The sequence below is a fragment of the Bradyrhizobium sp. INPA03-11B genome (assembly GCF_040446015.1).
GTDB classification, from domain to species: Bacteria; Pseudomonadota; Alphaproteobacteria; order Rhizobiales; family Xanthobacteraceae; genus Bradyrhizobium; species Bradyrhizobium macuxiense_A.
This window is the reverse complement of the sequence record NZ_JASGSR010000088.1, coordinates 1-24,562: the sequence shown is the minus strand read 5'-3', so window position 1 is coordinate 24,562 and position 24,562 is coordinate 1. Positions and strand designations below refer to the sequence as shown.

22 protein-coding genes are annotated in these 24,562 nt (G+C 65.0%); 5 read left to right on the top strand and 17 right to left on the bottom strand.

Features of this window, described 5'->3' with window-relative positions:
- Positions 1–200 precede the first annotated feature (200 nt).
- Positions 201–2,162, top strand: a complete 1,962-nt coding sequence (locus QMZ05_RS29120) for an EAL domain-containing protein (RefSeq protein WP_353703891.1) — start codon at positions 201–203, stop codon at positions 2,160–2,162.
- Between the two features lie 15 nt (positions 2,163–2,177).
- Here QMZ05_RS29120 and QMZ05_RS29115 read toward each other — a convergent pair whose 3' ends face one another.
- The 7 genes from QMZ05_RS29115 to QMZ05_RS29085 form a co-directional block, all read right to left on the bottom strand.
- On the bottom strand, positions 2,178–3,158 hold the full coding sequence (locus QMZ05_RS29115) for a PDR/VanB family oxidoreductase (protein WP_353703882.1): 981 nt from the start codon (positions 3,156–3,158) through the stop codon (positions 2,178–2,180).
- A 12-nt stretch (positions 3,159–3,170) separates the two neighbouring features.
- Positions 3,171–3,917, bottom strand: a complete 747-nt coding sequence (locus QMZ05_RS29110) for a GntR family transcriptional regulator (RefSeq protein WP_353703881.1) — start codon at positions 3,915–3,917, stop codon at positions 3,171–3,173.
- Between the two features lie 5 nt (positions 3,918–3,922).
- Entirely contained in the window at positions 3,923–4,969 is a 1,047-nt protein-coding gene (locus QMZ05_RS29105) for an aromatic ring-hydroxylating dioxygenase subunit alpha (protein WP_353703880.1), read from the bottom strand.
- Between the two features lie 249 nt (positions 4,970–5,218).
- The gene (locus QMZ05_RS29100; protein WP_353703879.1) at positions 5,219–6,184 is read right to left on the bottom strand and encodes a DUF2778 domain-containing protein; all 966 of its coding nucleotides are present in this window, start codon (positions 6,182–6,184) and stop codon (positions 5,219–5,221) included.
- A gap of 291 nt (positions 6,185–6,475) precedes the next feature.
- On the bottom strand, positions 6,476–8,857 hold the full coding sequence (locus QMZ05_RS29095; protein ID WP_353703878.1) for an EAL domain-containing protein: 2,382 nt from the start codon (positions 8,855–8,857) through the stop codon (positions 6,476–6,478).
- 147 nt (positions 8,858–9,004) lie between these two features.
- Positions 9,005–9,415: a DOPA 4,5-dioxygenase family protein gene (locus QMZ05_RS29090; protein ID WP_353703877.1), complete on the bottom strand. Its 411-nt coding sequence runs from the start codon at positions 9,413–9,415 to the stop codon at positions 9,005–9,007.
- Positions 9,416–9,437: 22 nt separating this feature from the next.
- Entirely contained in the window at positions 9,438–10,058 is a 621-nt protein-coding gene (locus QMZ05_RS29085; RefSeq protein WP_353703876.1) for a class I SAM-dependent methyltransferase, read from the bottom strand.
- Between the two features lie 185 nt (positions 10,059–10,243).
- Between QMZ05_RS29085 and QMZ05_RS29080 the strand changes: the two genes are divergently transcribed.
- Entirely contained in the window at positions 10,244–10,948 is a 705-nt protein-coding gene (locus QMZ05_RS29080; RefSeq protein WP_353703875.1) for a hypothetical protein, read from the top strand.
- 577 nt (positions 10,949–11,525) lie between these two features.
- Here QMZ05_RS29080 and QMZ05_RS29075 read toward each other — a convergent pair.
- Positions 11,526–12,179, bottom strand: a complete 654-nt coding sequence (locus tag QMZ05_RS29075) for a PilZ domain-containing protein (RefSeq protein ID WP_353703874.1) — start codon at positions 12,177–12,179, stop codon at positions 11,526–11,528.
- Between the two features lie 379 nt (positions 12,180–12,558).
- Here QMZ05_RS29075 and QMZ05_RS29070 point away from each other — a divergent pair, with 379 nt between their 5' ends.
- The gene (locus tag QMZ05_RS29070) at positions 12,559–13,371 is read left to right on the top strand and encodes an enoyl-CoA hydratase (protein ID WP_353703873.1); all 813 of its coding nucleotides are present in this window, start codon (positions 12,559–12,561) and stop codon (positions 13,369–13,371) included.
- A 321-nt stretch (positions 13,372–13,692) separates the two neighbouring features.
- On the opposite strand, the gene QMZ05_RS29065 is transcribed toward QMZ05_RS29070, so the two are convergent.
- From QMZ05_RS29065 to QMZ05_RS29035, 7 genes are all read right to left on the bottom strand, one after another.
- Complete coding sequence (locus QMZ05_RS29065) at positions 13,693–14,475, bottom strand: SDR family oxidoreductase (RefSeq protein WP_353703872.1); 783 nt, start codon at positions 14,473–14,475, stop codon at positions 13,693–13,695.
- Positions 14,476–14,561: 86 nt separating this feature from the next.
- Entirely contained in the window at positions 14,562–15,479 is a 918-nt protein-coding gene (locus QMZ05_RS29060; protein ID WP_353703890.1) for a DUF1932 domain-containing protein, read from the bottom strand.
- Positions 15,480–15,484: 5 nt separating this feature from the next.
- On the bottom strand, positions 15,485–16,354 hold the full coding sequence (locus QMZ05_RS29055) for an ABC transporter substrate-binding protein (protein ID WP_353703871.1): 870 nt from the start codon (positions 16,352–16,354) through the stop codon (positions 15,485–15,487).
- A gap of 20 nt (positions 16,355–16,374) precedes the next feature.
- Entirely contained in the window at positions 16,375–17,121 is a 747-nt protein-coding gene (locus QMZ05_RS29050) for a TetR family transcriptional regulator (RefSeq protein WP_353703870.1), read from the bottom strand.
- 58 nt (positions 17,122–17,179) lie between these two features.
- The gene (locus QMZ05_RS29045; protein WP_353703889.1) at positions 17,180–18,058 is read right to left on the bottom strand and encodes an SMP-30/gluconolactonase/LRE family protein; all 879 of its coding nucleotides are present in this window, start codon (positions 18,056–18,058) and stop codon (positions 17,180–17,182) included.
- Between the two features lie 35 nt (positions 18,059–18,093).
- Positions 18,094–19,164 (bottom strand): aldose epimerase family protein, encoded by a 1,071-nt coding sequence (locus tag QMZ05_RS29040; RefSeq protein WP_353703869.1) that lies wholly within the window; start codon positions 19,162–19,164, stop codon positions 18,094–18,096.
- Between the two features lie 2 nt (positions 19,165–19,166).
- The gene (locus QMZ05_RS29035) at positions 19,167–20,096 is read right to left on the bottom strand and encodes a Gfo/Idh/MocA family oxidoreductase (protein WP_353703868.1); all 930 of its coding nucleotides are present in this window, start codon (positions 20,094–20,096) and stop codon (positions 19,167–19,169) included.
- A 218-nt stretch (positions 20,097–20,314) separates the two neighbouring features.
- Between QMZ05_RS29035 and QMZ05_RS29030 the strand changes: the two genes are divergently transcribed.
- Complete coding sequence (locus QMZ05_RS29030; RefSeq protein ID WP_353703867.1) at positions 20,315–20,926, top strand: TetR/AcrR family transcriptional regulator; 612 nt, start codon at positions 20,315–20,317, stop codon at positions 20,924–20,926.
- Here QMZ05_RS29030 and QMZ05_RS29025 read toward each other — a convergent pair.
- Positions 20,923–21,873, bottom strand: a complete 951-nt coding sequence (locus tag QMZ05_RS29025; protein ID WP_353703866.1) for a fatty acid desaturase — start codon at positions 21,871–21,873, stop codon at positions 20,923–20,925. The genes QMZ05_RS29030 and QMZ05_RS29025 overlap by 4 nt on opposite strands.
- A gap of 14 nt (positions 21,874–21,887) precedes the next feature.
- On the bottom strand, positions 21,888–22,919 hold the full coding sequence (locus tag QMZ05_RS29020; RefSeq protein ID WP_353703865.1) for an alpha/beta fold hydrolase: 1,032 nt from the start codon (positions 22,917–22,919) through the stop codon (positions 21,888–21,890).
- Between the two features lie 211 nt (positions 22,920–23,130).
- Here QMZ05_RS29020 and QMZ05_RS29015 point away from each other — a divergent pair, with 211 nt between their 5' ends.
- Positions 23,131–24,468, top strand: a complete 1,338-nt coding sequence (locus QMZ05_RS29015) for an MFS transporter (protein WP_353703864.1) — start codon at positions 23,131–23,133, stop codon at positions 24,466–24,468.
- The last annotated feature ends 94 nt before the right edge of the window (positions 24,469–24,562 follow it).

The window sequence follows — 24,562 nt, the reverse complement described above, 5'->3', positions numbered from 1 at the left end:
CTCTGCCGGTCCGTGACGTCGCGTCACGCATTTGTATCGATTCGTTAGCAATGCCCGCCGGTGGAACCGAAACGTGAGCCCACCGTGGCACGGTCTGTTCCAATAGTTCATAGTTTGTCAAAGGTTTGCAGAGAATTCTTCGGCGCTGCGCCATGGCCAACCGCGCAGGCGACGTCGTGACGCGCAGGCAACGTAGTGAGATGCGTACCTATCTCAGATCATATTTCGCGGCCCTGTTCGCGGGTGACCTCGCGGCCTTCGGCGCACCACCGACGGATGAAGCGCTTGCCGGCCACATCCGCGCCGAGCAGGTGTCGCTCGTGCTCGGCTATTCCTTCGGCATCATGCTGGCCAACGCCTGCAACGCGCTGGTGCTGGCAGCTGCGTTGTGGCAATCGCCCGATTGGATCTTTGCGCTGGTGTGGGCTGCAGCCGTCAGCGGCGCGGCGTTGTTCTTCGGCCTGCAGGCGCGCGCGTCGCGCCGCATCGCCAAACCGCAATTCGTCTCGCGCCGAACCATGTACCGGCTGGTGCGCAATGCGCTGGCGCTGGGGACCGCCTGGGGCGTCGTCCCGGTCGCGTTCTTCGCGAACGCATCGAGCGGCGCGCAACTGGTGATCACGTGTCTTTGCGCGGGAATGCTGGCCGGCGGCGCCTTCGCCTTCTCCACCATCCCGATCGCCGCGATTGCGTTCACCGCGCCGATCTTCGTCGGCACCGCGATCTGCCTCGGCCGCGACGGCGATTTCATCTATCTCCTGATGGCGGTCCTCGTGCTGGTCTACGGCTCCGTGCTGCTGCGCGGCGTCTTCGTCAATGCGTTCGAGTTCCGCCGGCGGATCATCGCCCAGCATGAGGCCGAGCGGACGGTGCGGCAGGATCCGCTGACGCATCTGCCGAACCGCGTCGCCTTCAACGAGGCGCTCAACGGCGCGCTGAACCGCCTGTCGCGCTCGGGCGAGGAATTCGCCGTGCTGCTGCTCGATCTCGATCGCTTCAAGGAGGTCAACGACAGGTTCGGCCGTCCGGCAGGCGACGAATTCCTGGTGCAGGTCGCGGCCCGGTTGCAGCGCTGCACGCGCGCGGCCGAGCATGTCGCGCGGATCGGCGGCGACGAGTTCGCGCTGATCATGTCCAATCTGACCCGGCCCGAGGACGTGCTCGCGATCGCCGAACGGTTCGTCGCGGCCTTCGCCGATCCATTCCCGATCGACGGTTTCGAGATATCAAGCGCAATCAGCATCGGCATCGTGCTCGCGCCGCGGGACGGCAACACATCGCACGATCTGCTCAAGCATGTCGACATTGCGCTCTACCGCGCGAAGAAGTCCGGCCCCGGCACGATCTGCTTTTTCGAGGCGAGCGACGACCAATCGGCGCGCGACCGCCGCGCATTGCAGCGCGATCTGGAACAGGCGATCCAGGAGAACCAGCTGTTTCTCGTCTACCAGCCGTTCCTCGACATCCGCAAAGGCCGCATCACCGGCTTCGAGGCGCTGTTGCGCTGGCAGCATCCGGTGCGCGGCCTGATCCCGCCGAGCGTGTTCATTCCGATCGCCGAGGAGAGCGGACTGATCCACCAGCTCGGCGAGTGGGTGATCCGTCACGCCTGCGCGATGCTGTCGCGCTGGCCTGATGACATCAGGATCGCGGTGAATTTCTCCGCGGTCCAGTTCCAGAACGTCGGCATCCTGCAGACCATCGTCGAGGCGCTCGCCGAGGCGAACGTCGCGCCTGACAGGCTCGAGATCGAGATCACCGAGTCGATGCTGATCTCGAAATACGGATCGGCGCAAGCGATCCTGAACGGCCTGCTGGAGCTTGGGCTAACGGTCGCGCTCGACGATTTCGGCACCGGCTTCTCGTCGCTGACCTATCTGCGCAAGCTGCCGTTCAGCCGCATCAAGATCGATCAATCCTTTATCCGGGACATGCTGACCCAGCCGGATTGCGCGGCAATCGTCAAATCGGTGATCGGCCTCGCGCAAGACCTGCAGATCGGCGTCGTGGCCGAGGGCGTCGAGACCGCCGATCAGCTCGAATATCTGCGCCAGACCAGCTGCGACGAGGTGCAGGGCTATCTGATCGGCCGGCCGATGTCGGGCGGCGACATCTCCGCGCTGCTCGATCACAATCCGAAGCATTCGGTGCACGCCGCGTAGCGCCGATCGCGCGCGTCAGGGCGTGTCGGCGCGATGCAGGGTGTCCACCGTGATGGTGCCCCGCGCACGCGAAACGCAAGCGCAGATCTTGCGGCTTTCCCGTTTCTGGTGCTCGCTGAAGAACACATCGCGATGGTCGATCTCGCCGTCGACATCGACCACGTCGAGCGCGCAGACGCCGCACTCGCCACGCCGGCAATCGCTCATCACCTCATGGCCGGCTTCGTTGAGCACGTCCAGCATCGAGCGGTCACGCGGGATGACGAACTCGGTGCCCTCACCCTTGAGCCGCACGCGAAACGCCTCGGTCGGCAGCAGCCCGCTCGATCCGAAGGTCTCGTAACGAAGATCAATCATCGGGTGGCCGGACGCTTCCCAGGCGCGGCGTGCTGCATCGAGCATCCGCATCGGGCCGCAGAACAGCGTCATCGTGCCCTGCGGCAGGTTTGCGAAGACGCCCTCGAGGTCGAGCCGCTTGTCCTCGTCACCGGCGTGGACGATGAGGCGGTCGCCGAGCAGGCGTTCGAGCCTATCGAGGTAGGCCGCGTCGCTGCGCGTACGTACGGCATAATGCAGCGTCACGCCGGCATCACGGCGGGCCAGCACCTGCGCCGCACCGACGATCGGCGTGATGCCGATGCCGCCTGCGTTCAGGCAGAATTGCCGCCGCGTCCAGTCGAGCTGCACCAGCGAGGTCGGCAGCGTAATGTTGAGCCGCGCCCCCGGCCCGAGCGACCACATATAGTGCGAGCCGCCGCGGGAATCCGGCGCGCGTCGCACCGCGATCCGGAATCCCTGCGGATCGACCTCGCCGACCAGCGAATAGGAGCGGGTTTGCGGCTGGCCGTCGATGGTGACGCCGACATCGATATGACTGCCGACGGGATAGGGCGCGCCGGCAAAACCGTCGGGCCGCAGCAGGAATTCGCGGATGCCGGGCGTGAGGTCGCGCGTTGCCAGCAAGGTGGCCGACGTCCAGGTTTCGATGAATCGCATGGCGCGCTCCCTTCAGCCGGCCGTGATCAGCGCCAGCGCCGGCAGCAGATCGAGATGCGTACGGTTGCGCAGCGCCAGCCGCAGATTGCGCGCCGCAAGCCGGGCGTGCTCGCGCATGATCGCTTCGGCGCGCGCGCCCTCGCGGTTCTCGATGGCGTCGACCACGACGCGGTGATGGTCCTGCCCGATCAGCAGGATCTGGCGCGCCTCGGGCAGGGCCGATTGCGCCATCACGAAGCCGCTCGGCGAGGCGAACGGCAGCGCCGAGGCGCGGTCGATCTGCCGGATCAGCGGCGGACTGCGCGACAGCTCGGTGAGCAGCGCGTGGAAGCGCGCGTTGAGCGCGACATAGGACGAAAACGCTTCCACCGAGATCGGATCCTGCCGCACCAGGCCGTCGATCTCGTTGAGGCATTCCTTCAACGGCTCGAGATCGCGCGACGACACGCCGCGCTCGGCGGCAAAGCGCGCAGCCAACCCCTCCAGCGTGCCGCGCAGCTCGATCGAATCGAGAATGTCGCGCTCGGAGAATGCCTTGACCATGAAGCCGCCGGACGGGATCGCCTCCAGCAGGCCTTCCTCCTCGAGCCGGACCAGCGCCATCCGCACCGGCGTGCGCGATACCCCGGTGATCTCGACCGCCTGCAGCTCGGAGATGCGCTCGCCCGGCCGCAGCCGGCCGGAGAGAACGAGGTCACGCAGCGCAAGCTGCGCCCGCACGGTCTGCGACACGGAGCGATCTGATTCGCGTTCCGCCATGCCGCCTACTCCGCAGCCTGCAGCTGCGGCGGATTCTCCTTCGCCACCATGCGGTCGATGACGCGCCGCGCCCACATCGCGCCGGCATCGATGTTGAGGTTGTAGAACACGCGGTCCGGATTCTCGTCCATCGCGCGCTGCTGCGCTTCCAGGATGATCTCGTCCTCGCGGAAGATGCCGGCGACGCCGTCGCGGATTTCGCTGGTCAAACGCTGCTCGGTGATGCGGTGATTGCGGACGAAGGCCCAGAAGTAATGGCAAGTCTTCTCGGTCTCCGGCGTGATGGTGTTGAGCACATAGCCGTTGACGCCCTGCGAGCGATCGCCCTCCGGCGCGCCCGATCCGGCCGGCGCGACGCCGACGTCGATATTGACGGTGCACGGCGCCTCGAAGCGGATGATCTGCCAGCGATCGACCGGGCCCGGCTTCTGCAACTGCTTCGCCCAGAACGGCGGCGCCTCGATGCCCTGCATCCAGCGCGTCACGGTGACGGTCTTCTCGCCATGGGTGACGTCGAACGGCGCTTCGGCGACCGCATCATTGCCGATGCTCGAGCCATGCACGAAGGTCTCGTGCGTCAGGTCCATCAGATTGTCGACGACGAGCCGGTAGTCGCATTTGACGTGAATGGTCTTGCCGTCGCCGGCCCAGGCCGGATCGTGATTCCAGTGCATGTCGGGCACCAGCGCCGGATCGGCCAGCGCGGGATCGCCCATCCAGAGCCAGATGAAGCGGTGACGCTCGACGACAGGATAGGCGCGCACGCAGGCCGACGGATTGATCGTCTCCTGCGAGGGCATGAACGTGCAGCGGCCCTGCGCATTGTATTTCAGGCCGTGATAACCGCAGACCACGGTGTCGCCGTCGAGCCGGCCCTTGGAGAGCGGCACCAGCCGATGCCAGCAGGCATCCTCGAGCGCCACCACCTCGCCGTCGCCCTTCCGGTACATCACGACATGCTTGCCGCAGATCGTCCGCGGCAGCAGCGCGTGCTTGATCTCGGCATCCCAGCCGGCCGCGTACCAGGCGTTCATGGGAAAGGGTTTTGGCATTGTTCGCCCTCTCAGCATCTCCTCGGATACTGTATGTATACACCATCTCTCACTATGACGCAAATTACGGTATTATAATACGTCAAATACGCACTTACGTATACAACACTGAACGCTGGGAGGTATGAGAGCTTTGCCTGAACGTTCCATCACGCCCACGGCGTATCGCCCGGCGCATTCGCGCCGGAGGCCAGGAGACACTCTGAAGGTTGATGGACTTGATGCGCCGAACAGCGCCGGCGCGCCGCTTCAGGAATTCGACGCCGAGCGGGTCGAGGCCGACTGGACATCCTTGATGTTGATGACGACGGCGATGCGCTTGATCATGCCGCTGCGGTAGGCTTGCAGGAATTTGTCGTAGTGCTTGACCGAGATGCAGCCGTTGGAGTCGCCGTTCGGCCCGAGCATGTAGCTGTGGACCAGCAGGCCGACGCGCCCGAACGTATCGCTGCCATCGACCGGGGTCATGCGCAGCGCGGGCACGCCGTGGAACAGCTTTTCGCGCGGCTTCATCTCATAGATGCCGGGCGGCGTTGCACCGGCGTTGCGGGCGTTCACATGCGCCGGATCGTCGAGCAGGTTGCCGAGCCCCGAATGCGCTTCGAACTTGGTGCCGTCGGGCATGTACACGATGCGGCCGGTGATGTCGTAGACCGCCGTGCTGCTGTCATAACCGAGCTTGCCGAGATCGGGGCTCGGGCCGGACAACAGGCCGTCATTCGGATCGACCGAGGCGAGCTGCAATTTGCCCGGCATCATGTCGGCGATCTTCTGCAGGAAGGTCCGGTTGTCGCCCTGCTGCACCGGCGCCTGCGGCGGCAGCGGCTGATCGTTGCGCGCGAGCAGGTTGGCCTCGGCCGGGCGCGACCGCGGCATCGGCACCGCGGGCGTCGTCGTCACCGTGGTCGTTGCGGCGACCGACGCCGTCGCCGGCTCGCTGCTGCTCGGCAATTCGGTCTGCGTGTCACGCAGCTGACCAGACAGCGCGTCCTCGATCTGACCGAACTCGGAATTGAAATCGCCGCGGCTCGAACGGAACCCGCGGCGCAGAGGATAATAGAGCGAAGCCGTGTTGATGGTGGAGCGAGAGCCGAAGCGGTCGTCGAAATTCAACGAGGCGGTGGTATTGGCGAGTGCCGGTCCATGCAGCCATGCGGTCGGGTCGATGCCGACCATCCAGGCGGCAAGGCCAGACGACAGGACGAGCGCGCTCACGGCGAACGCCGTGCTGCCCACCAGAGACATGCCGCGGCTTGACCTACGCCCGGCAGCTTTCGTCGTACGTTGACCCATCATCCCCAAGTTCGGTGTTCTGGGGCCTGTTAGCCGGCCCACGTGGGATTCACCGATCACTCATCATATCAGGGAATTAGAGTAAGGCATAATCGAGACGGAGCGGGCAACGACAGGATTTTTAAACGTTTTTCGGATGGAAAGTGCCGGAGAATCAGCCTTGGACAGGCTGAAGCAGCCAAAAAAGTCCCGATTCGGGACAATTTCGGCGACTCAGGCGATCTTTTCTTCCCGAAGGGTCAGCACCGGGACCGGCTTGCCGATCGCGTAACCCTGGACGTAGTCGACCCCGATCTGGCGCAGCTCGTCCAGGATCGCGAGGCTCTCGACGAACTCCGCGACCACCTGCTTCTGCATGATCTTGGCGGTCTTGGTGATCATCTCGACCATCGCGCGATCGACCTTGCTGTTCAGGATCTCCTTCACGAACGAACCGTCGATCTTGATGATGTCGACCGGCAGGTGTTTCAGATAGGCGATCGAGGACATGCCGGTGCCGAAATCGTCGAGCGAGAAGCTGCAGCCGATCTCGCGCAACCGCGCGATGAATTTCTGCGCTTCGTCGAGATTGGAGATCGCGCTGGTCTCGGTGATCTCGAAACAGACCAGCGCCGGCGGGACGTCGTGCTGCGTGAACAGCCCGGCGACGAAGTCGACGAAGTCACTGTCACCGATGGTGGTGCCGGACAGGTTGATGGCGTAGCTGGCGATCTTGCGTGGATGGTGCTTGCGCTCGGCGATGATCTCGAAGGCGCGGCGCACCACCCAGCGGTCGATCAGCGGCATCAGTCCGTAACGCTCGGCGGCGGGCAGGAAGCTGCCGGGCGGCACCAGGGCGCCGTTCTCGTCGCGCAGGCGCAGCAGCAGCTCGCGCCGGTCGTTGCCCCTCAGCACGCCGTTCACCGGGCGGATCTCCTGCTCGTAAAGGCAGAAGCGGCCCTCGTCCAATCCCTTGCGGATGCGATTGACCCAGCTCATCTCGGCAACCCGCACCGCCATGCCGGTATCGGACGGGCGGTGCTCCTGGACGCGGTTGCGTCCCTTGTCCTTGGCGAGGAAGCAGGCGACGTCGGCAAGCCGTAGCGCATCCTGCACGCCGGCGCTGTCGGCAAGCCCGACCAGGCCGATGCTCGCGCTGATCCTGAAGCTCGAGCCCTCGTGGATGAAGTTCGACTGCTCGACCACCGCCCTGATCCGCTCTGCGACATCGGCAGCAACGTCGTGCGTGGCGGAGCCGTCGTCGCGCAGCAGAATGCCGAATTCGTCGCCGCCGAGACGCGCAACCAGCCCGCTGTCGCCAACCTCGGCGGTCAGCAACCGCGCCACCTGTCTCAGCAGCCGATCGCCGGCCATGTGACCGCAGGTGTCGTTGACGATCTTGAACTGGTCGAGGTCGATCAGCATCAGGTCGGCGCCCGTGCCGTCCGCGCCCGACATCGCCTTGTGCAGCTCGAACTCGAACTGCCGCCGGTTCGCAAGGCCGGTGAGCGCATCATGGGAGGCGGCCCACGCCAATTCCTCGACCAGCCGCCGCTCGGCGGTCATGTCGTGAATGATCATGACACGGCCGGACGGTTCGCCTTCATGCACGATCGGGGTCTCGACCACCGAGACCGGCACGCTGGAATGATCCGGCCGCACCAGCAGCCGCTGCTGCGGCCGGCTTTCGTCATCGTCATCCGCGCTCTGGAACGACCCGCGCACCGGCTGCTCGGCGATGTTGAACAGCGATGAAAGCTGCCATCCGGTCACGTCTTGCCCCGCCGCTATCAGCCGCTGCGCGGCGGCGTTCATGTAGCCGACGCGATCGTCCTGCGTGGTCACGATGACAGCATCGCCGATCGAGGCCAACGTGAGCTGGGCGCGCTCCTTCTCGACGGCGAGCGCGGTCTCGGCAAGCCAGCGCCGCCACAGCATCCGCCGCGTGTGGAACAGCACGATGCCGGCAAGGCAGGCCGCGATCACGAGATTGACCAGCAGCAGCAGTGCGGAGACCTGACGCGACGCCTTGCCCAATTCATCCGAGAAATCGACGGCAAGCGTGCTCATTGCGGCATCGACCGCGCCGATCCGCTCGGCCCAGTGCTTGATGGCCGCAGCCGAGGGATCATGCAGCGCGACGTCGTTGGCGGCCTCGTTCCTGATCTCGATCAATTGATCGAGCAGCGCATCCGAATTCCGCCACGCCGTCACCGCGCCGGCCACGTGGTGCATCTTGCGGAAATATTTGAACAGCCAGATCAGGCCGCCGATGTCGTCATCATGATTGCCCGCTTTGGCGAAACCGGCGCGGGCCACGGCATCGTTATTGCCCGGCGATTCCAGCGCGCGCCGCGCCGTGCGATCGGCCAGCGGCACCGCGATCGCGGCGTCGAACTTCCGCAAATAGAGCGGCGCACCGGTGCTGACATAGGTCTGGAGGTAGTGAATGGCGTCCTTCTGGCCCTTCGACCACATGCTTTCGCCCGCCACATAGGCCCTGACCGCGGACATCACCTGCAGGCTGCCTGCCGACAGGCCGCCCAGCAGCAGCACGATCGCCAGCAGAGGGCCGACGACCCGCCACAGCGCCCAGCTTCGGAACGAAAAGAACATGCCCAATGCGCCCAACCCTGAAATAGCCGGGTCAGCCTAGGAACGGCGACTTAACCTCACGTTGCAAAACGCGATGAGTTTGAAACGACTTGGTTGCAATTGAATTGCGTCAAACTTTACGGATCCGGCCGACCGGGCCGGCAGCGCTCACGGACGCAATGTCGGCGACGTATTCGGCGCCGGCGCCAGCTCCATCTCGGCCTCTTCGGGCAATTTGTCGGCATGGACGGCGAGCGGCGTGCCGATCCAGAGCGGATCGTCGCGATGATCGCGGCGCGGATTGGTCGTGTTGGGATGGACCAGGATGCTCAGGCTGCCGTGGTTGAGCATCAGCCACGGCACCAGGGTCGGAAACAGCTCGGCCGCAAACGCTACCTGATACATCGCCTGATCATGCGGGCCGACCTTGACGTCGTGCCAACGCCCAAGCGTGACCAGGAAACGCTCGCCCATCCAGTTGCGCAGGCGATCGGCGTCGCCCCGGCTGGTTGCGGGATCGTAATAGACATGGGCGTGATAGCTCGCGATCTCGCCGATCGTCCGTGGCGCGTCCGTCATCTCATCTCTCCTTCTGCGGCTATCACCTGCGCCGCAGCACACTGAACTGGAACGACTGCGTCGCGCCCCAGGGCGTGACGTGCCGGTGCGCCTCATGCGCGATCAATTCGAATGCCGGACCGATGGTCCGGCCGAGCGTTGCGGGATCATAGCGCTGCACCGGCAGCCCGCTGCATTTCTCCGGACCATCCAGCGCGAAGGTGCCGATCACAGCGTGGCCGCCTGCCCTGACGCCGCGATGCAGCCGGTCGAGATAGGCCGCGCGATCCCCTTCCTCGACCAGGAAATGAAACGCCGCACGATCGTGCCAGATGTCGAAGGCCCGCGGCGGCTGCCAGACCGTCGCATCATCGGCGACCCAGCGCACCGCTTCGCCTGAAGCGCCGATGCGCTTCCGCGCGCTCGCCAGCGCCGCCTCGGAGAGATCGAGCACGGTCAGATCGTGAAAGCCGCTCGTCAGCAGCGCATCGACGAGGCGCGAGGCCCCGCCGCCGATGTCGATGATCGACGCGTCGCGGCTCGGCGCCACGGATTCGATCAGGCGTAGCGAAGGCTGCGGATCGGCTTGCGACCAGCTCACCTGCTGCTCGCCCTTGGTCAGATAGACGGCCTGCCAATGCGATTGACGATCAGACGCGGTCATGGCGATACGTCCCGAAAGCGGCGGCAACCTGCGTTGCGTGCGGTTAACCATGAGCTAGGCGCGGCACGATCCCGCGTCAACCGGCGGCAGCCGGCACGCACGGCCGCATGGCGGCAAATGCCGCATTTGCATCGCCGCATTTTCCATCTAACCTCATCGGCAGGTTGAGATCGGGGCGCCCGGGGATGGCCAATTTCGGCTGGACACGCGTCAACAAGCCTGCACAAGCGGAGGATGCCGCCAGCGACTTGCGCGGCCTCACCGACCCCAGTGCGTTCCTTGCCGCGCTCGACAAGGTGGTGCCGCGCTATCTCGATCTCGCCGACAACGGCGTGCTGGTCTATCCGGCTTGCAAGCGCAAGTCCGGCGACCTGCTCGGCGACGCCAGGGCGATCTGGGAGCACACCCGCCTCGAAGCGATGCGCTATGTCCCGATGGTGCCGCGGAAGGATACCGCGCTGCTGACCGATCCAGCCCGCCAGGCCGAGACGATCGATGCCTTCCTCCGCCAGCAGGCACACGACAAAACCGTGGTCGATTTCACGGGAACGGCGATCGAGGACTACGGCATCGCGATCTATGCGGCGCTGAACTGGCTGAACCATTGCGGCGCCATCGTGAATGCCGATCCGCAGAAATTCTCCGGCACACTGCGAAGCTTCCGCAAGGTCATGGTCGTCGCCCGGCAGTGGTGGGCGCTCGACGGCGCCGCAGAACGCTGCCGGCAGATGCTGGAGGCGCGCGAGCGGCCGCCGCTGGTGTTCTTCCTGCTGTGGGCCGAATGCACCAACCTGGCACGCGAGATTGCGATCGCGGCGGCCGGTGCGACTGCTGCCGAGGACAGCATCGCGCGCATGCGCGCAGCCGACGATCCGGAACAGCTGACGTAGCGAAGAGGCCTGTGCTGTCCTGGTTAGGACGCTCGCTATGGGGAATTAGGACACCCGTTAAGCATGCGGGAAAAAAGCTGCAAATGATTTACGTTTGATTCACATACTTTAATTGACTGGCTCAGGCTTTGATTCGATCATTCAAACACTGGGCAGGCTGTTTCATTAAGATCAATTTACAAGCCCAGAAGGGGCCGTCTATTACCCGACAAGCGGCGGTTCGGCGTGAGAATGGGAATAAAGAACGGCCCCGGCGATGAAGCTTCGCTGGGGCCGTTTCTTCACCAGCGGTTTTAGGTCGCGCTCACTGCCATGCCTATGTGGATGCGGGAACGGTTATCCGGCCGCATACAAGTCCCATGTTCGATCAGATCGACGCTCTAGGCGCGGCCTACATCCTCATGTCCTAAAGCCACCTCTTGGATGACGCGTAAACTTGGCCCCAGCTTGCGCCCCCTCGCTGGGGTCGACGAATCTAAAAGTGAAAGAGGCCGCCACTGAGCGGCCTCACCGTAGACCAATCCGAGCCACGGCCATCCAATACGGACAGCACCAAGAAGCCGACGGAGCCCGGCCGTCAGGCGACGGGATCCGCGTCAGCGAACACCACCTGCAGTTCCTTGGACTTGCGCGCGATCAGGCGGCCAAGATCGCCCTGCTTGTAGCTCTCGACGAACTTGATGGCGAAGCCGTTCGGCAGATGCCGGATCACGCGCCCGACGCAGGCTCCAATCGCCAGCGGCATGCCTATCGGCGGCTGCACCTCGGAGGACACCGCGGCCCCCGACAGCGACATATCGATGATGAAGCAGCTCTGCACGGTGCCGTCCGCCAGCGTCAGCATCGCATGCGGCGCGACCGGAACGAAACGCGGATTGTTGCGCGCCTCGCGGACGCTCGGATCCTTCTGCTTCTTCTCGATCCAGGTCAGCTTGTCGGCGAACTTCTCGCGCCTTGCATGCGTCATCTCGAGCTCGAGCAGGAAGCTGCCGCTCATCGTGTCGGTGATGCAGCCCTCGAACTTGCCGAACTCCTCGAAATACGAGGTCAGCCGGTCGCCGATCTTGCCGACCACGGGCACGTCCACGATCATGCGGAACGGCGAGACGCGCGTGGTGCGGCAGGCGAAGGTGCGGAGCTTGCCCTGCGCATCGTACCAGTTCGGCAGCGTGTAGCTGCCGTTGACCGTGATCCTGACCGCGCGTTGCTTGAGGAACTTTTCGACAGACACGACTGGACCTCGCCCGAGGCGATGTGAGTGCACGGAGGTCGGGGCTGACCGGCATCCCGGGTCGGTCTGGTGGTGGGGACATCCGCTACCGACGCGATGGCAGCGGGAAGGCTGCGGCATGCGTCCCAGCGCGCCGCGGGAGGTCCCTGGCGCGCAGGTGCGTACAGTCGTACCGTCGAAAAACCAGGAAAAAGTTAAACCGGGACAGAGCGCGGGCGGCGCACTCTATGGCGCAACCCTTACGCGGCAGTTTATTTTGCGAGCCGTACAACTACCGGGAGAGTTGCCGCACGCCGATGCAATCGCGCCGTGCCCTAAACCGCCTGCTCCGGCTTGCGGCCGGATGCTAGGCTCGGCGGAAATCAGAAGCGGACCTCACATGCCAAACATCTCGGACAAATCGCTTGCCGACGGCAAGATCCTGCAAAGCGTGGTCGACGGCGTCGGCGTCATCACCTTCAACAATCCCGGCAAGCGCAATGCGATGTCGCTGGAGATGTGGGAAGGGCTCGGCGAGGCGCTGGTCGCGCTGCGCGACGATCCGGCCGTCCGCGTCGTGATCCTGGTCGGCGCCGGCGACAAAGCCTTCGTGTCGGGCGCCGATATCAGCCAGTTCGAGAAGACGAGACACAACGCCGAGGCCTCCGAGGAATATTCACGGCGCAGCGCCGCCCAGCGCGCCCTGCTCGCGGACTACCCGAAGCCGACGATTGCCTGCATCCGCGGCTTCTGCCTCGGCGGCGGCATGCAGGTCGCGATGCTGACCGATATCCGCATCTCCGGCGCCAGCGGCCAGTTCGGCATTCCCGCCGCCAAGCTCGGCATCGCATACGGCTATGACGGGCTGCGCCATCTGGTGTCGCTGGTCGGCCCGTCCTGGGCGCGGCTGATCATGTATACCGGCATGCGGATCGATTCCGCGGAAGCGCTGCGGATCGGCCTCGTCGATCGCGTGCTGCCGGATGCCGAGCTTTGGGATGCGACCATGGAAATCGCACGGACCATTTCCGGCAACGCGCCGCTGGCGATCAAGGCCGCCAAGATCACCATCGCGCAGGTGCTGAAGGATCCCGCCGATCGCGACATGGCCGCGATCAAGCAGATCGGCATCGAATGCATGGACAGCGCGGATTTCCGCGAAGGCCGCAACGCCTTCATGGAAAAGCGCAAGCCGCAGTTCAAGGGCCGCTAGCTATACGGTGGCGGCCGTGGCCTGGCTACGCGCTGGCACCGGATCGGAGCGCACGATCCTGCTACCACGCAACAAGCTGTCATCGCCCGGCTTGACCGGGCGATCCAGTATTCCAGAGACGAATGTTATTGAACCGAGAAGCCGCGGCGTACTGGATCGCCCGGTTGAACCGGGCGACGACAGGTGCGGATGCGGGGACGTCGCCTGCACGATTTCGGAATATTAGAAGAATAACCCTGAGTTGCCCGACGCGTCAAGTCGAATTGGTCGATCGCTGGCCGCTGCTTTGCATGGGGTTGTTTTCGATATTTTGGCAACACCCTACTTCTTGTCGTGGACCGGCACGGTGTAATTGAGGATCAACCGCCCGCCGTCGGGATAGATGGTCTGGCCGGTGATGTAGGAGGCATCGTCGCTGGCAAGGAATGCCACGACCGAGGCGACCTCACTCGGCTCACCGCAGCGGCCGGCCGGCGTGCGCGACAGCACGCTGCGCCGCGCGTCCTCCGATGAGAAGATCGCGGTTGCCACCATCTCGGTCAGGATCGTGCCGGGCCCGACCGCCACGACGCGAATGCCGTGCGGCGCCAGCGCCACGGCGGCCACCGAGGTGAGCTGCTTCATCGCGCCCTTGGACATCGCGTAGGTCGCAAGCGAGGGGATCGCGAGCAGCGCATTGACCGAGGACATGTTGACGACGACGCCGCCACCGCCCTGCGCGATCATCTGGCGCGCCGCGGCCTGCACGCCGAAGAATGCGCCCTTCAGGTTGATCCCCATCACGTCGTCGAACTCGGCCTCGGTGATGTCGAGGAAGTCGCGGTTGCGCGCGACGCCCGCATTGTTGACCATGACGTCGAGCCGGCCGAACTCCTTCACCGCCGTGGCAACGATGCGATCGACATCGGCGCGCTTGCTGACGTCGGCTTCGACGGCCCGCAACTGATCGACATGTCCGAGTTCCTGGGCGGTGTGGACCAGCCCGGCGGCATCGACGTCCGAGATGATGACCCTGGCGCCATCGGACAGGAAGCGCGCGGCGCAGGCCTTGCCGATGCCGCGCGCCGCCCCGGTGATGGCGACGACCTTGCCGGAATTCTTCATGGGAGTGCCTCCAGAGCAAAACTGTTTACGGAGCAATAGCGCATTGCGCGGCGGCAGGGAACGCGGCGAATTCTCCGCGCGACGCGTCAGGACTTGATGCGCGCGAGAATCCGGTCGGCCTCGGTCCGCCAATCGGCGCTGCGGGCGAAATCCGCAGTGCCCTTACGTCCGAACACGCCCTCGTCCGCCAGATCGGCGATCCAGCCTTGCCGCTCGGCGGTCCCGGACGCGGACCATGGCGTCAGCCCGGCCTCGCGCACGGTCTCCGCCACCTCGCGCACTTCCTCGACGCGCCGCCGGCCGTGCTCGATCACCCGCTGGAAGAAATAGGCGCCCTGCTTCTCCCAGTCGATGCCAGGGAAGGTCTCCTTGAGCGAGGCCAGCACGGCGTCCTCGACGCCGTAGGCGCGCGCGGTGGTGAAGCTCTCGATCACCATCGCCTCCAGGCCCTTGATCATGATGCTGCGGCACATCTTGACCGCCGAGGACACGCCAAGCTCGTCGCTCGCAACCCTTGCCGCGAAGCCGAGCGCGACCAATAGCGGCGCCAGCTCCCGCGCGCCCTGGCCGCCGAGCAACAGCGGCACCTTGATCCGGTACGGCGGCAGCGAGGTCATCACCGCGCCTTCGACATAGCGGCCGCCGGCGCCATCGATGTGCGCCGCCGCGCGTTGCTTGGCGCCGGGCGAGGCCGAGTTGAAATCGAGGAACCAGGCGCCCTTGCCGATTGCGGGCGCGCAGGCCTCGGCCACCGGCACCGCCTGGCTCGCCGTCACCGCCGAGATGACGAAATCGGCCCGCGCCGCGAGATCGGCATGCGATTCCGCAAGCACGACGCCGATCTCCGCCGCGTGTGCGCGCAGCGGCGTGCCCTGCCCGCGGTCGAGCTTGATGTCGTAGGCTGCGACCTTGATGCCCTGCTGGCGCAGATCTTCGGCCAGGATGCGGCCGACCTCGCCATAGCCGAGCATGCCGATCTGCCATTGCCGCGGATCGCTGGAGATGGTCATCAGTTCAAGTCCCGTGTTGTGTCGTCGAACAGCTCGTCGACCGTGACACGCCGGGGGATCAACGCCTGCTGGGCACAATAGTCGATCATCAGCTCGAGCGCCTTGCGGTTCGCCTCGACGCCGAACGGCAGCATGTCCGGCACGCCGGGCGAACCGGCCTTGGCCTTGCTGCGCTTGAAGAGATCGTAGAGGCTCCGCACCACATCGGGTCGCGACCTCGCGAGCCGCGTTGTCACCACCACCAGATGATTGACCGGCACGACGCCATGCCGCGCGTACCACCGCGCCGCCTCTGCGGCCGGATCGGCGAACAATGGCTTGAGTGCCGGGTCGCTCGAGGTCTCGCCCAGCACGGCGTCGAGCTCGCCATCCCTGAGCATCTGGATGATGCTGCTGCCCTTCAGGGCGCGCTGGGTGCGGTCGACATATTCGGCGACATGCGGGTCCTCGAAGGTCACCCAATTGATCCTGTCGAGGTTAACGCCATGGTCGTTGGCGAGGATGCCGCGTATCCACGCTCCGGTCGTGGTCGTGAACGAGCGGATGCCGACCCGCTTGCCTTCGAGATCGGCAGGCGCAAGCGTGCCGCGATCGGCACGATAGAGCGCATGGCCGTGCTGGAAGCGGCCGACCATCGCCGCCGGCAGCAGCACCAGCGGCTTGCCGTACGCGCGCGCCATCAGATAGGTCACGATCGCCATCTCGCAGACGTCGAACGCCTGCTCGCGCACCATCGGCTTGAACGCGGCATTGGTCGGCGTGAACTCGGTGAAGTCGAGGTCGAACAGCTCTGAGCTCAGCTCACCGCGCTTCACCGCCTGGATGTGCGGGTGATTGCCAAGCACCGTGCGCAACCGAAGCTTCTCCATGGCGACGAACTCCGCGGGGGTCAGGTCAGCGCTCGTCCTTGAGTGAAGCCCGGCGCCTTGCGCAGCGCGGGTGTCGCCGGATCGAGCGGCGCAGCTTGCAGCGCGGCGACCGTCGCACGCACCAGTTCCTCGATGGCATGGCCGGCATCGGTGCCGTCGGCGCTGCCGCGCGACAGGCGCGAGACGCGCTCCGGCGTCACCAGCGTGTAATAGAGCGCGCCGAGCAGGAAGTGGCCGCGCCAGACCAGGTCGGTCCGCGGAATGTGCGGCAGGCTGTCGTGGATCGCGTCGATGAAGGCATGGCTGGTGTCGTCAAAGGTCTGCGCGATGATCTTGCGCACCACCTCGTTGCCCTCGGCCGACATGATCGCGCGCAGCCGCGTGAACCGCGTCCCGCCGCCGGCGAGATCGCTGCCCGAGGTGAAGGCCGGCAGCACATAGGCACGCACGATCGCCTCCAGCCGGTCCTGCAGGTCGCGCACCCGCTGCGCCGCCGCCAGAAGCTCGGAGCGCCGTCGGTTCATCGGGCCGCAATGGCGCCGATAGATCTCGAGCAGCAGGCCGTCCTTGGTCTTGAAATGATAAGTCACGCTGCCGGGATTGGCGCCGGCGGCCTGCGCGATGTCGCGCACCGAGACGGCGTTGAAGCCGTAGGTCGAGAACAACTCCTCCGCCGCGGCGAGGATCGCCTCGCGCATGTTCGGCTTGCGGGTGCTGACGGCCTTCGCATCGGCCTTAACGTTGGACTTGGCGGGCTTGCGGACCATATTTGTACTATCGTCCAAATATTCAGGTCACGTCAACAAGGCGGCTGCAAGCCCGCGGTCAAGACAGTTTGACGTCAGGCTCGGCCCGGCCGCGTGCCGCGGCATCGAGCAGAAAGGTCTGGCCGTGACCGGGATCGGCCGCGCGCTGCGCTTCATCCATGTCCTGCCAGGCCGAGGTGACCAGCACGCGCGAGAAATCGCGGCCGACAAAGGCCGGGCAACTCGATTGCTTCGCCGGCACCTTCAGCGAGCGCAGATGCCGGCCGCTGGGATCGTAGACATCGACGCAGCCGCCGCCCCAGCGCGCATTCCAGATCATCCCGTCGGCGTCGACGATCGCGCCGTCGAGGCCGCCGACGCCTTGATGTCTGATCAGATCGATCGGCTCGCCGGTCGGCAATCCCGTTGCCGGATCGAGCGGCACGCGATGCAGGACGTTGGTCGCGGTGTCGGCGAAGTAGCCGACGTCGCCCGCGGGCGAAAAGCAGATCGCGTTCGGGATCGTGATCCCGGGATAAAGCCGCGTGATGCGGCCCCGATGCAGCGCATAGATTGCGCCGGCGCCCTGCTCGGCCTGGCGCCCCATGGTGCCGAGCCAGAAGGTGCCCGACGGATGCACGCGTGCATCGTTGGAGCGCGTCACCGGATTATCGGCCTCCAGCGCAGCGAACAGCTCCAGGCGTCCGCCGGCGACCTGCCGGACATAAAGTCCATCTTCGGTCAGGATCAACTGCCGCTCGCCATCGATCCGCGCCAACGCGCTCGCCATCTTCGGCAGCGCGTGAATGATTGTGCGGCCGTCTGCAAAGCGATGCTCGAACAGGCGACGCTCGCGGATGTCGAACCACCAGGCGGTATCGGTCGATGCGTCATAGGTCGGGCCCTCGCCGAGATGACAACGCTCGGCCGACAGCACGGATGTCGGTACTTCTTCCATCTGCGGCTCGGCGGCACGGTCGGTCATTGCGGCACTCACACGGTTGAAAAGCGATAGACGATACTGCGTCGATAGATCTGCCCGGGATCGAGCCGCGCCGACGGAAAGTCAGGCCGGTTCGGCGTATCCGGCCAGGCGTGCGGCTCGAGACACAGCGCGTCGGATTGCCGGTATAGCCGATCGCCCTTGCCGGCGGTGGAACCGTCGAGGAAGTTGCCGGAATAGAACTGCAATCCCGGCTGATCAGTGAACAGCTCCATCACGCGGCCGCTGTGCGGCGCCTCGAGGCGCGCGGAAAAACGAAGGCCCGTCCCCGAAGCCAGGCAGAAATTGTGGTCATAGCCGCGCCCGAGCCGCAGCTGCTCGTCATTCATCCTGATCCGCGCGCCGATCGCGGTGGGCTTGCGGAAGTCGAACGGCGTGCCATCAACCGGGCGCGGCCATTCCGGTAGCGGAATCGCCGTGGCATCCACCGCGAGAAAGTGGTCGGACGCGATCGTCAGCCGGTGATCGAGGATCTCCATGCCCGAGCGCGCGCCGTCGAGATTGAAGAAGCTGTGATTGGTGAGATTCACGTATGTCGGCCGGTCGGTCGTCGCCTCGTAGGTGATCGAGAGCTCCATTGAATCGCGGACGCGATAGGTCACCCGCGTCGCGAGCGTGCCCGGATAGCCCTCCTCGCCATGCGGGCTTTCGCGCTCCAGCACCAGCGTCGGCCCCGGTTCACCCGACAGTTCGACGATCCGCCACAGCTTGCGATCAAAGCCCTGCGGCCCGCCATGCAGCGCGTTGGGGCCGTTGTTGGCCTCGAGGTTCACCGTCTCGCCATCGAGCACGAAGCTCCCGCCGGCGATCCGGTTGGCATAGCGCCCGATCGTCGCGCCGAAGAATTTGCGCTGCGCGAGGTAACCGTCGAACTTGTCGTGGCCCAGCACGATGTCGTCGCAATGCCCGTCGCGATCGGGCGTTAGCAGGGCTTGCAGCGTGGCGCCGAAGGGAAGGATGGCGGCTTCAAAGCCGTGTTCCCCGCGCAACGTCACGCGTTCGACCACGGTGCCGTCGTGCAACTTGCCGAATGGCGCGCGAGCAATGCTGGCTGATGTCATTGTCAATCCTCGAACGCCTCGACGAGGCGCCGTCGCCCCAGCATGAAGCTATCAGCGGCGAGCCGCAAGGGTGCGAGGTCGACGTCGGATTTTCCGTCCGACGTCAGCGCGACAAAACGGCGGTACAGCGCCGGATATTCCTCGTCGGTGGCATCGACCATCAACCTGTTGCCATCGCGCAGCTGCCGTCCGCCTTTCGACAGCGTCACGGGCCCGGTCTCGGTCTCGCACAGGATGTCCCAGCTCGGCGCTCCGCTCTGGCGAAAATCGAATTCGGCGTGGATCGGCAAGCCGTTCGCATCGGACAGTTCGATGGTGGCTGCAATCGGCGTCTCCCGATTGGCTGGAAAGTCCAGCACCGCACTTTTGACAAAGACCTGACACGGCAGTATCTCGGTCAGGATCGACAGCGCGTTGATGCCGGGATCGAACACGCCGAAGCCACCCGCCTCGAAGATCCAGGTCTGGCCGGGATGCCAGACACGGACGTCTTCCTTCCAGATAATGGTGACCTTGCTGATCGTGCGTCCGGCGAGCAATTTTCGCGCCGGACCAACCGCGGGTGCGTAACGCGAATGCCACGTCGCGAATAATGTCCTGTTCGCCTCATGCGCGGCTGCGATCAACGGCGTGAGCTCGCTCACCGTGGCGCCCGGCGGCTTCTCCAGCAGCACATGCTTGCCCGCGGCGAGCGCTGTGGCGGCCTGCACATGACGCACCTGCGGGGGCGTGCACAGCGCGACCGCATCGATCTCCGGCCCGTCGCGCAACAACTCCGGCAAATCGCGGAAATGCGGCAGGCCGGATGGGGTCTTGGCAGGATCGACCACCGCGACGAGTGCGGCGCCTGACGTCTTCGCGATCGCAGGCACGTGCTGCCGGCACGCGATCTCGCCGAAACCGACGATGGCGATGCGAAGCAGGTCGCTCATGGCCGTCCTCGCGTTGCTGCCCGCCCGGCCGGCCGATGCCGCCAGGCGAAAATCATAAGCCAGCGCCGAATATCAACCGCATGATCCGACGTTGGTTGCAAACGCGCAAGCCCGGCGCTTCGCTGGAGCGACGGCAATGGTCTCAAACCGGGTCCGATTTCGTGCTATGCCCGACACACCAAACATTGATTCAAAGACGCAGGACGCAAATCCCGGCCATGGCGAGCGGCAAGGCGGAGACCGAGGATACGACAACGGGGCGCCGCGGCCGGCCACGCTCCGCCCCGACCACGGCCGCGATCCTGCAAAGCGCCTATACGCTGATGGCAAGCACCGGCCTTGCCGCGACCACCATCGACGCGATCGCCCGGCACTCCAGCGTCTCGAAGATGACGATCTATAAATGGTGGCCGTCGCGCGAAGCCTTGCTGATCGATGCCTTCCTCGACCAGGCCTCGCGGGCCGTGCCGCTGCCCGAGGCGGGCAATCCCGTGGCCCGCATCCGCCGCCATGTCGCGACCTATGTCGAGGCGCTGCAGGGCGAGTTCGGGCGGGTGCAACTCGCGGTGATCTCGGAATGCATCTCGAAGACCGGCACGGCCGAGCTGTTCTACGAGCGCTACCTCGGTCTTCGCCGCACCAGGATGCTGGAGATCATCGCCGCCGGCCAGAAGGACGGCAGCATCGGCGCGCCGGGCGTGCCGGGCGACATCTATGACGCGATCTACGGCAGCCTGTTCTACCGCTACGTCTTCGGCATCAAGCCGCTGACGCCGGCCTATGCCCGCAATCTCGTCAATCTGGTGCTGCGCCCGCGCGCCGACGCTTAGGCCGAGCGCTGCCGCTGGCGGCGGAACCAGGCCCAGGTCTCGCGCGTCACGGCACGGTAGTTGCCGCCGCGATAGACAATGTGGCCATCGACGATGGCATTCAGCTTCGGCAGCGCATGGAACGGCACCGTCGGATAGGCATGGTGCTCGACATGGTAGGGCATGTTCCAGGCGAACCACTTCATGATCCGGCCGGTCATCGTGGTCCGCGTGTTCTCGAACGCGCTCCGCGTCCGCTCGCAACCGGTGTGCTCTGCATAAAGATACGGGCGCAGGATGAGCTGGCCGGCCAGCAGCGGCACGATCCAGGCCCAGAGCAGGATTGCGCTGTGCAGCGCGAGCGATGCAACGAGCAACAGCAAATAGCCGGCGAGATAAAGCCTTGCTTCCAGCACGATTGCGGCGCGCTTGTGCGCTGGAATCCACGGCACGATCACCTGTCCGGTGAGGGCATGCCGCAACATCAGGCGAAAGCGGACCAAGACCTGCAGCAGCCCCGAATAGGCGATCGCGAGTTGGGTGTCGGACCCTGGCTTGGGACCGACTATCAGCTCCGGATCTTTCTCCGGATCCTGGGTGTAGCGGTGATGATCCCAGTGAAACAGGCAGTAGTACTGATAGGGCAGGCCGATCATGAAGGCGGACAGATTACCGACGACAAGATTGAGGGCATGACTGCGGAACGCGGTCTTGTGCGCGGTCTCGTGCACCACCATGAACAGGAACGCGACGAAGTAACCCTGAATGGCGATCAGCGGCAGCGCCCATGGCAGGCCGTAGCGCGACGAGACCAAGAAGATCAGCGCGCCGCCGATCAGGATCATGCCGTAATGGCTTGCCGCGCGCACGGCGCCGGGAAGGTTCGACTTGGTCGATAGATCGCGCAGGGTCAGCGGGCCGAGCGGCTTCAGGCGCGGTCCGGCGTCACTGGTCTCTGTGGTGCTCATGGTCGTCTCACCTGTCAGCGTTGCAGCAGCGCCGAGATTTCGGCGTTAATGAAGGCGCGGTCTTCGGCGTTGTTGATGGGATTGCCGGCCCGATGCCCATGGATCGAGGGGATCGGATGCAGCGCCGACGAGCGGGCATTGACCAGGCGGCCGAGTTCGTCCTCATTGTCGCGCGGATCGAAATAGCGATCGGTGCGGCCCGGCATCAGCAGCACGTGGGCCTTAATCGCAGCCAGCGCGCGATCGAAATCGCCGCCGAATTCATCGCAGCCGCTGATGTCGCCGGCCTGCCAGATCGCGACCTGCGCCAGCAGATCATTCGCGTCGCGCCGCGCGAAGGCGCCGTCCCATGATCCGGCGAGGTAATCTTCCAGCGAGTTGAAGCCGGCCTTGCGCCAGACTTCCTCGCGATAGAACTCATGCGACATCGCCCAGCCGGCATAGACGCGCCCCATCGCACGAAGGCCCGCCGCAGGCTTGCTGACGAAACGGCCATCCTTGTAGGCGGGATCGGCGGTCAGCGCCGCCTTCACGCCCTCAAGGAACACATAATTGTACGGCGAGCACCGTGCGCTGCCGCACACCACCGCTGCGCGCTCGACCATGTCGGGATAGCGCGCGGCCCAGTGATAGGCCTGCATGCCGCCCATCGACCAGCCGTAGACCAGCGCGAGCTTGGTCACGCCAAGCCGCTCGACCAGCAGCCGCCGCTGAATCGCCACCGCATCGTGGTAGGTGAAGGCGGGAAACGGCGCACCGCCGAGCACCGCGGCCGAATTCGACGGCGAGGACGACAGCCCGTTGCCGAACAGATTTGCGATGACGATGAAGTAGCGCTCCGGATCGAGTGCGCCGCCCGGCTGCACCAACCATTCGATGTCAGTGTGCTGTGCGGCGAACGACGTCGGATAGAGGATGACGTTATCCTTGGCCACATTCAGCGTGCCGTAGGTCTTGTAGGCAAGTGCAAGCCGCGGAAACACCGCGCCGCCCTGCAAGGTTACCGAACCTGCCTCGAACACCTCATAGTCGCGTGGCGTGGTCATCAGCATTCGACCTCGATCGGCAGGGCGCGGCGTCGCGCCCTATAACTGTACTAATAGTACATTAATTAGGAACCGACGCAAGAGCGGCGAAGGTGGCATCGCACCGGGCCGATCCATTCAAAATGGGTATGGATCAATACCCGTTTCGGCTTGGACCCATTGTCGTCATCTCTCTAGGACAGACCCCGAGGAAATTTCCAAGGAGGCGCGAATGAGCGCAATTGTGTCCGCCACGGATGCGCGGCGATCGCGCGTCCGGCTGTTGATCGTGACGATGCTGTTTCTCGTCACCACCGTGAACTATGCCGATCGCGCCACGCTCTCGATCGCCGGCCCCGCCCTCTCCAAGGAACTGCATCTCGACCCGGTCGCGATGGGTTACGTGTTCTCGGCCTTCGGCTGGTCCTATGTGATCGCGCAGGTGCCTTGCGGCTGGCTGCTCGACCGCTTCGGTTCGAAATGGGTCTATGCGATCAGCATCATCGTGTGGTCGGTGCTCACCGCGATGCAGGGCATGGTCGGATTCCTGGCCGCGGGAACCGCCGTCGTCGTGCTGTTCGCGCTGCGCTTCCTGGTCGGCATTGCCGAGGCGCCGTCATTCCCGGCCAATGCGCGCATCGTCGCGGCCTGGTTCCCGGGCAATGAGCGCGGCACCGCATCGGCCTTCTTCAATTCAGGGCAGTATTTCGCGACCGTGATCTTCGCGCCGCTGATGGGCTGGATCGCGCATGAGCATGGCTGGAGCCACGTGTTCTACGTGATGGGCGGGCTCGGTATCATCATGGGGATCGTATGGATCAAGACGATTTACGAGCCGAAGGATCATCCCGGGATCAACGAGGCCGAGCTCGACTACATCAAGCAGGGCGGCGCCCTGGTCGACATGGACGCAGCGAAGGACAGCAAGGCGCATGACAGCGGCCCGCGCTGGGACCACATCCGCCAGCTGCTCGCCAACCGCATGATGCTCGGCGTCTATATCGGCCAGTACTGCATCAACACCCTGACCTACTTCTTCCTGACCTGGTTCCCGGTCTATCTGGTGAAGGAGCGCGGGCTCTCGATCCTGCAGGCCGGCTTCGTCGCGACCTTGCCGGCGCTGTGCGGCTTCATCGGCGGCGTGCTTGGCGGCGTCATTTCGGATTACATCCTGCGCCGCAGCGGCTCGCTGACCATGGCGCGCAAGATCCCGATCGTCGGCGGCATGCTGCTGTCGATGGTGATCATCGGCTGCAACTATGTCGATAGCCAGGCGCTGGTGATCGGCTTCATGGCGCTCGCCTTCTTCGGCAAGGGCATCGGCGCGCTCGGCTGGGCCGTCGTCTCCGACACCTCGCCGAAGGAAGCCGGCGGCGTCTCCGGCGGGCTGTTCAACACCTTCGGCAATCTGTCCTCGATCACCACGCCGATCATCATCGGCTACATCCTGGCCGCCACCGGCTCGTTCAACGGCGCGCTGGTGTTCGTCGGCGCCAACGCGCTGGTCGCGGCGATCGCCTATTTGTTCATCGTCGGCGAGATCAAGCGGGTGCAGCTGAAGGCGGCCTGAGCCAGGCCGCCCATGTCTATCGACCCGTCATTGCGAGGAGCGACAGCGACGAAGCAATCCATGCTTCCGCATATACCGCGCGATGGATTGCTTC

Coding starts and splice junctions, on each gene's coding strand:
- QMZ05_RS29085 (WP_353703876.1), bottom strand. CDS start 10,058: ATGACCGCGTCTGATCGTCAATCGCATTGGCAGGCCGTCTATCTGACC.
- QMZ05_RS29110 (WP_353703881.1), bottom strand. CDS start 3,917: ATGGCGGAACGCGAATCAGATCGCTCCGTGTCGCAGACCGTGCGGGCG.
- QMZ05_RS29065 (WP_353703872.1), bottom strand. CDS start 14,475: ATGAAGAATTCCGGCAAGGTCGTCGCCATCACCGGGGCGGCGCGCGGC.
- QMZ05_RS29015 (WP_353703864.1), top strand. CDS start 23,131: ATGAGCGCAATTGTGTCCGCCACGGATGCGCGGCGATCGCGCGTCCGG.
- QMZ05_RS29025 (WP_353703866.1), bottom strand. CDS start 21,873: ATGAGCACCACAGAGACCAGTGACGCCGGACCGCGCCTGAAGCCGCTC.
- QMZ05_RS29035 (WP_353703868.1), bottom strand. CDS start 20,096: ATGAGCGACCTGCTTCGCATCGCCATCGTCGGTTTCGGCGAGATCGCG.
- QMZ05_RS29040 (WP_353703869.1), bottom strand. CDS start 19,164: ATGACATCAGCCAGCATTGCTCGCGCGCCATTCGGCAAGTTGCACGAC.
- QMZ05_RS29020 (WP_353703865.1), bottom strand. CDS start 22,919: ATGACCACGCCACGCGACTATGAGGTGTTCGAGGCAGGTTCGGTAACC.
- QMZ05_RS29120 (WP_353703891.1), top strand. CDS start 201: ATGCGTACCTATCTCAGATCATATTTCGCGGCCCTGTTCGCGGGTGAC.
- QMZ05_RS29090 (WP_353703877.1), bottom strand. CDS start 9,415: ATGACGGACGCGCCACGGACGATCGGCGAGATCGCGAGCTATCACGCC.
- QMZ05_RS29115 (WP_353703882.1), bottom strand. CDS start 3,158: ATGCGATTCATCGAAACCTGGACGTCGGCCACCTTGCTGGCAACGCGC.
- QMZ05_RS29030 (WP_353703867.1), top strand. CDS start 20,315: ATGGCGAGCGGCAAGGCGGAGACCGAGGATACGACAACGGGGCGCCGC.
- QMZ05_RS29080 (WP_353703875.1), top strand. CDS start 10,244: ATGGCCAATTTCGGCTGGACACGCGTCAACAAGCCTGCACAAGCGGAG.
- QMZ05_RS29055 (WP_353703871.1), bottom strand. CDS start 16,354: ATGGAGAAGCTTCGGTTGCGCACGGTGCTTGGCAATCACCCGCACATC.
- QMZ05_RS29050 (WP_353703870.1), bottom strand. CDS start 17,121: ATGGTCCGCAAGCCCGCCAAGTCCAACGTTAAGGCCGATGCGAAGGCC.
- QMZ05_RS29070 (WP_353703873.1), top strand. CDS start 12,559: ATGCCAAACATCTCGGACAAATCGCTTGCCGACGGCAAGATCCTGCAA.
- QMZ05_RS29095 (WP_353703878.1), bottom strand. CDS start 8,857: ATGTTCTTTTCGTTCCGAAGCTGGGCGCTGTGGCGGGTCGTCGGCCCT.
- QMZ05_RS29105 (WP_353703880.1), bottom strand. CDS start 4,969: ATGCCAAAACCCTTTCCCATGAACGCCTGGTACGCGGCCGGCTGGGAT.
- QMZ05_RS29045 (WP_353703889.1), bottom strand. CDS start 18,058: ATGGAAGAAGTACCGACATCCGTGCTGTCGGCCGAGCGTTGTCATCTC.